5 protein-coding genes are annotated in these 6365 nt (G+C 67.7%); 2 read left to right on the plus strand and 3 right to left on the minus strand.

The features are described 5' to 3' along the window. Positions 1 to 43: 43 nt before the first annotated feature. A complete protein-coding gene (locus tag OTB16_RS37730) occupies positions 44 to 697 on the minus strand; it encodes an endonuclease domain-containing protein (protein WP_267727231.1) in 654 nt (217 codons plus the stop codon). 1111 nt (positions 698 to 1808) lie between these two features. Here OTB16_RS37730 and OTB16_RS37735 point away from each other — a divergent pair. Then, a complete protein-coding gene (locus OTB16_RS37735) occupies positions 1809 to 2750 on the plus strand; it encodes a DUF5655 domain-containing protein (protein WP_267727233.1) in 942 nt (313 codons plus the stop codon). A gap of 95 nt (positions 2751 to 2845) precedes the next feature. Here OTB16_RS37735 and OTB16_RS37740 read toward each other — a convergent pair whose 3' ends face one another. Beyond that, positions 2846 to 3592: a DNA-methyltransferase gene (locus OTB16_RS37740; protein ID WP_267727235.1), complete on the minus strand. Its 747-nt coding sequence runs from the start codon at positions 3590 to 3592 to the stop codon at positions 2846 to 2848. Between the two features lie 579 nt (positions 3593 to 4171). On the opposite strand from OTB16_RS37740, the gene OTB16_RS37745 reads away from it, so the two are divergent. After that, on the plus strand, positions 4172 to 5311 hold the full coding sequence (locus OTB16_RS37745) for a C40 family peptidase (protein ID WP_267727237.1): 1140 nt from the start codon (positions 4172 to 4174) through the stop codon (positions 5309 to 5311). 191 nt (positions 5312 to 5502) lie between these two features. On the opposite strand, the gene OTB16_RS37750 is transcribed toward OTB16_RS37745, so the two are convergent. Beyond that, positions 5503 to 6132: a class I SAM-dependent methyltransferase gene (locus OTB16_RS37750; protein ID WP_267727239.1), complete on the minus strand. Its 630-nt coding sequence runs from the start codon at positions 6130 to 6132 to the stop codon at positions 5503 to 5505. Positions 6133 to 6365 lie beyond the last annotated feature (233 nt).

Below are 6365 nucleotides of genomic sequence, written 5' to 3' on the forward strand. Positions count from 1 at the left end.
AACAGTCCTTGAGCTTGACTCTGTCGGGGATCTTGATGCCTGCTCAGAACAGTTCCAGATCCTCGCCGCTGGTATCCACGATGACTGGCCGGAATTGGGCGGGGAGGCCGTCCAGGCGGTCCGGGCCGGCCGCGGCGGCCACAGCAGGGGCCGTCTCGGCCAACCAGGCGCGGAACCGCTCGGCAGCTTCGCGGTAAGGGACTTGCGCCAGGACACGGTGCTCGCCGGAGGGGCAGAAGTCGACGGCGACAGTAAGAAGGCAGGAATGGGGCGCGCTGTAGCTCCCCGTCCAGGACACCCGTAGAACGCCGCAGGGCTTGCGCCCTCGGGAGGCTCGGTGGGTCGGGCGCAGTGGTCGGCAGGCGGTGTGGGCGGTCCATGCGGCGAGGTGCGGCAGGGGCAGGGTGGTGCGTGCGCGGCAGCCGGTGCAGCGGTGCCAGTGGCGGAGCCAGGTGTCGGTGTCGGTGTGGAAGAGGCGTGTGTAGTGGTTCGCCACGCGGACGTCGTTGTCGTACAGGTGGTCGGGGCGTTCCTGTGTGTTGCAGGACTGGCAGACGGGGGCGCGGACGTAGCCGTGTTCGTGGCAGTGATCGAGCACGGTGGCGGGTGCGGTGCGGCAGACGGCACACGCCCACTCGGCCACCTTGCGGGAGGTGTTGGGCTTCCTGCTGAGTACCGAGTACAGCTGGCCGTCCAACTCTTTGGTGTACGGGCGCAGAGCGGGGGTGAGGGGGTCGGGGTTCGGCTTCTGCCGGCTGCCGGGGTCCGGGGTCTGCCGGGGGTGGGAGGGTGGCTCGGTGGCGGTCGCTGCCCGGCTTCCTGGCGGGACCGTGCGGCATGCATCCACTGCGTTTCGGCGTGCTCGGCCGCGTCCAGGAGTCTGACTACAGCCCGCGGCAGCCACCATGTGCGCGGCGCCTCGTCGCGGGTCTGCTCCACGAGTATGTGCTGCCAGTCGATCCCTGCCAGGAGGTACGGCCGGCGGGCTTCATGTCGTACTGCCCGCTCGGGGTCGCTCAGCTCCTGCAGTTCCTCCGTGATGCGCCGGCGCCAAGGCAGCGGCGTCCGCTCGCGGGACGTCCGCCTCGACGCCGTACGAAACGGGCCGATGCGGACCAGGTCCTGCCGATCCATCCGGACCGCGTTCAGTTTCCCGGCCGCACGGCGCACCTCGGCCTCCGGAACACTCCACTGACCGCTGCTCGCCCTCACCGTCGCAGCCACGTGGCTGCCGAGCAGGACGTGTCCCACCTGAGCTCGGGCAGGAGGGTAGACGAATGCCCCGGTAGCCGTCGGCACGGCGCTGTCGGCCGTCAGGCCGACCCACAGAGCATCCGCGGCAATCAGGGTGATCAGGCCGTCCGTGCGGCCGGGCATGAGGCGCTCCGTCATATTGACAGGCTAACGGCCGACAACAGGGCCTCGTACGCGATCGATCCCCACGCGCTACGTCCGGGAAGGCCGCCAGAACCCGTTCTGCTTGGCCAGAAGGTACTACTGGTTGGATGCCCGCCCGTGCCGGAGCGTCCAGAGGCGTCGGCGGCGCCTCTTCGCGCTCCGCCGGTCCCGCGTCGGCTTCCCCCCGGGCGGTAGCGCCCACCGCTGCTGACTACGCGGTGGCCGAGCAGCCGACTTCGAAGTTCAGCAGCACAGCACCGGCTGACAGCTCGCGGAGGCGGGATGGACTGCACTGTTGGGAGTTCCTGCGGGCGCAGCCCTCTCTCCGCTTCAGATCGCCTCTTGTCCCGGGAATACTTCGCCCCTCGCCGCGATTGATGTCGGGTTAGGGCAATGCGACGGGGGCTCCGGTGACTGACTTGAAGTTGTTTCGACGTGCGGCAGACGGCCGGGACGTCGAGGTGCGGGGTTCGTCCGTAGCCCTGGAGGTAGAACTGCAGCGGCGGGTCGAGGCGGGGATGGAATCAATGCTCGGTATCCGTTTCCTGGCCTCGGAGTACCCGACGGGACCGTGGCACCGGGGCCGGATCGACACTCTTGGGTTGGACGAGAACAACGTCCCCGTGCTGGTCGAGTACAAGAAGGGCTCGGACAGCGGGGTCCTGTCGCAGGCTGCCTCCTACCTGTCGTGGCTGGACTCGGCACATCACGAATTCGAAGCTGTGGTCAAGGAGAAGCTGGGCATGGAGGCAGCCGAGTCGATCGACTGGCGGAATCCGCGGATAGTCTGCATCGCGGCGAGTTTCTCGCACCACGACCGGGTAGCGGTGCACCGCCTGTACGAGCGGATCGACTTGGTGCGCTACTGCGTCTTCGACGGCGGGCTGCTGAGCCTGATGTTGATCGAGTCCGCGCCTGGTTCGCCCCGTCCTGCTCCGGCTCTGTGGCGGCGACGGGTGCGGGAAGAGGCGTCCCGCGCTGGCCGCGGCGGCAACGCCAGTCCGTCGGTCCAGGCGAGCCGGGGCATGGCCCCTGGTTGTCTGCGGGACCTGTACGCGGAGCTGGACGAGGCACTCACAGCGTGGGGCGAGGTCGAGGTTGCTCCGCTCATGCACTACATCGCCTATCGGCGGCTGGTGAATCTCGCCTCGGTGGTCTTCCGGCCAAAGCACGAGGCGATCCTGGTCTACCTCAGACTCGACCCGGGCACGGTCGAGCTGGAGGAGGGATTCTCCCGTGACATGCGCGGCGTCGGCCACCTCGGGACCGGGGACCTGGAGGTGCGCATCTCGTCGCCGGCCGACCTGGAGAGGGCGGCGCCGTTGATCCGGCGGGCGTTCGAGGCGGCCTGACGCAAAGAAAAGGGCGGTTGGTGCATCGGGTCTCGATGCACCAACCACCCTTCGGCGTCTGTGGGCTGTCGGCTTCGGCCTCTCCGCTCTCATGGTCATGCCTCCGGTCCAGCCAAAGTGAAGCTGTCCTTCGTCAGCTCGGCGCGGAGTCGCTCTTCGGCCACGTCGGCGTAGTGCTCGGACAGTTCGACGCCGACGAACCGGCGCCCCTCGCGCAGGGCAGCGACCCCCGTGGAGCCGCTGCCGGTGAACGGGTCGAGGACGACGCCGCCCTCGGGGCAGATCTGTACGAGCTGCTGCATGATCTCCACGGGCTTCTGAGTAATGTGCACCCGGTCCTTGCGGGGCTGGGAGGCGGTGAAATGGCCGGGCAGGTAGAGGTCCCGGTCCTTCGCCAGGCTGCCCTTGACGCCCCACGTGATGAACTCGGCGGACTGCTTGAACCCGCCCTTGCGCGGCCGGCTGGCGGGCTTGATCCACGGGATCGTTCCACTCCATGTCCAGCCCGCCATCTGCAGAGCGTCGGATGTGGTCGGCTCCTGACGCCAGTCCGAGAAGACGAGGGCAACCGCGTGCTCGGTGGAGGCCCGGTACGCCTCGGTGAGCAGGGCGGTTAGCCAGCTCCGATAGCTCCGCTGGTCCCGGTTCTCTCCGGGGAAGTTCTGCAGGTCGTGTGCGGATCCGCTGGTGACGTACTTCGCGCGAGCGGTGCGGCCGGTGCGGTCCGAGCTGGTACGTCCGCCGGAGTTGTACGGCGGGTCGGTGATGACGGCGTTGACGCTCTCGTCCGGGAGGGTCTTCAGCACGGTGAGGGCATCGCCTCGGTGCAGCGTGTAGCTCATGTGCGGGGCCTCTTTCAGGGCACGGCGGGATTGAACCCGCTCCGGACGTCGCTCAACAGCGGTCGTTTCGAGCGGGGTTGCGCCGGAGGTTAGTCGCGAATTCCGGCCGCACCTAACGAGCCGTGTCTCTGTCCGAGGCCGAGCCCGAGAGCCGTTTGGCGCGGCCGGAATCCCGGTCTACTGTCTCGCCATGTCACCGGGACGGAGCAGCGCTCCACCCCCGCTGACCTGTGCTTATCCGTGTTGCCTCGTCCGAATGGGCAACACGGCAAGCCCGTTAGCCCCTCGTCCGAGAAGCCGTGAGGAGACCCCGGTGTACCGCCTGAGATTACGAGCGCGGCTGGCTGCCGCGCTTGACCCGAGACCGGCGTCCGGGAGCTACCAACTCCCCTGACCCGGGCCCGCCCTGAGAGGTGGATTCACATCGGCGCGGTGCCGACGGCTTTGCACGAGAAGTCGGCACCGCGCCTCCTACGAACCACGAGGAGCCGCTGCGATGCAGCATGCCCTGACACCCCCGCGCCCCGACCCAACACCGCTGTCCGTCCGGCACCGCCGTGCCGGTGAACGGCAGCGGCGATGAAGAAGACCACCGGAGCCGTCGTCGGTCTCTTCGCCTCCGGCCCGCTACTGCTGGCCGTTCCCATCCTCGCCATCGGTGCCGGTACGGCTTCGGCCTCTTGCTCAACCGGCGATGCACAGTCTGTGGATACCGCAGCCGTTGCCTCACAGGTGAAGGCCATCCTGCACGGTGGCGACAAGGGTGCAGTCTCCGTGCCGGGTCTGGATGATCCAGCCGACCAGGTACCCAACGCCAAGACGATCCAGGCCACAGGCGTCGCGATGAACATTCCGGCCCGGGGGCAGGTCGTGGCCCTGGCAACCGCCCTCCAGGAGAGTGGTCTGCGGAACCTGACCTACGGTGACCGCGACTCGCTGGGACTGTTCCAGCAGCGGCCGTCGCAGGGATGGGGCACGGCGAACGAGATCCTCGATCCGGTCCACTCCTCGACCAAGTTCTACGAGGGGCTGCAGAAGGTCTCCGGCTGGCAGTCCCTGTCTGTCGCCCAGGCCGCTCAGGCGGTACAGCGGTCAGGCTTCCCGGAGGCATACGCCAAGTGGGAGCCCCTGGCCACCGCCCTACAGAAGGCCATCGAACCCCTGCTGTCGAAGACCGGCGGCGCGTCGCCGAGCCCTTCTCCGTCTGGCTCTGCCGGCACCCCTGCCTCCACTACCGCGGGCGGTTGTACGACCGGCGGGGACGGAACCGACTTCGGGACCATCCCGGCAGGCGCGGTGCCGGCCGGATACAAGATCCCGGCCGATGCTCCGGCGAAGGTCCAGACAGCGATCCGTTGGGCGCTCGGCCAGCTCAACACGGCGTACCAGTGGGGCGGGAGTTGCACCGACTCTCACGGGCCCGACCCCATGGGCCGGTGCGACTGCTCCTCCCTGATGCAGCAGGCGTACAAGGCCGCCGGGGTCACCTTGACTCGGACGACGTACACGCAGGTCAAGGAGGGCAAGGCGGCTTCGGCCGATGCCCTCCAGCCCGGCGACCTCGTCTTCACCGAAGGAACGGCCGACGTCCCTGAGCACGTCGGCATGTTCATCGGACAGGGGCTGATCATCAACGCCCCGCATACCGGTGACGTGGTCCGCATCGCGACTCTCTCGTCCTGGAAATCGCGGATTCTCGCGGCCCGCCGAGTCGTCTGACCGGCGCTTGTAGGTTCCGAATAGAGATGTCGTTGTCCAAGTGATTTGTCATCAACTTGTCGTCCGACTCGTCCAGCTGAGTCTCTACTACGGCCTGGCCCGTGATCACGTGACGGGGTCTTGGAACCAGATGTGGATCGAGGCGACGCGAAGGATGCCCTGGCACATGAGCTGGCCTTTGTCACCCCGCTCTAGGGGAGGCGGGCCAGCAAGTGGGCGTCGAGGAAGCCCCGCTCGGAGGCCGGGTCGTGGATCAGCCGGGCGATCGTGACGAGTCCAGCCCCGGCCAGCAATTCGGCGAACCGGTCCACCGGCCAGCTATATGCAGGCGCCACCTTGTGGTCAAAGCGGACCGGCTCCGGTCCGTCGGTCGCGAAGAATGAGACCAGGAGCAGGCCCCCAGGCGCCAGGACACGTACCTGCTCGGCAAGAAGCGCGGGCAGTTCCCCGGGCGGGGTATGGATCATTGAGTAGTGGGCCAGCATGCCGCCGAGCGCGCCGTCCTCGACCGGCAGAGCCTCCATCCGCGCCTCGTCGAACCGCAGTGCCGGATGGGCCCGCCGGGCGTGCTCAACCATGGCCGGGGAGAGGTCGAGTCCGAAGGCGTCCAGTCCCAAGTCGTGCAACATGGCCGTCAGATGTCCAGGTCCGCATCCGACGTCGGCCGCCCGCAGGATCCCCGTCTCGCGCACCAGCTCGGCGAAGGTGCCGATCATGTTCCGCGCGAACGGCTGCGTCTCCAGCCGATTAGCAAACATCGACGCATACAGCTCGACGACTCCGTCGTAGGCCGCCCTGGTTTGTTCCTGGTGCTCCACCATGGGAAGGAAGCTAACATCCGCGCACCTTCGCAGCTTCTCCTGCCCCGCGCCGTCCCCCGCCCCCTAAAAGGACTGACTGCCTCGGCACGCGATCACAAGACGGGCCCTAGGAGCGTGGGTCAGTAACGGGCAGCCCACGTTCGGTTCGTGATCATTCATGCGGAATGATGTCGGTATGCATGGTGGGGATGGGCTGTTCGAGGTCGAGCCGGTCGAGAAGAAGCGGCCGCAGG

The organism is Streptomyces antarcticus, assembly GCF_026627255.1.
Classification (GTDB): Bacteria; Actinomycetota; Actinomycetes; order Streptomycetales; family Streptomycetaceae; genus Streptomyces; species Streptomyces antarcticus.

Excerpts from the sequence above, each read along its gene's own strand:
- OTB16_RS37740 (WP_267727235.1), bottom strand. The coding sequence starts at position 3,592 with ATGAGCTACACGCTGCACCGAGGCGATGCCCTCACCGTGCTGAAGACC.
- OTB16_RS37745 (WP_267727237.1), top strand. The coding sequence starts at position 4,172 with ATGAAGAAGACCACCGGAGCCGTCGTCGGTCTCTTCGCCTCCGGCCCG.
- OTB16_RS37750 (WP_267727239.1), bottom strand. The coding sequence starts at position 6,132 with ATGGTGGAGCACCAGGAACAAACCAGGGCGGCCTACGACGGAGTCGTC.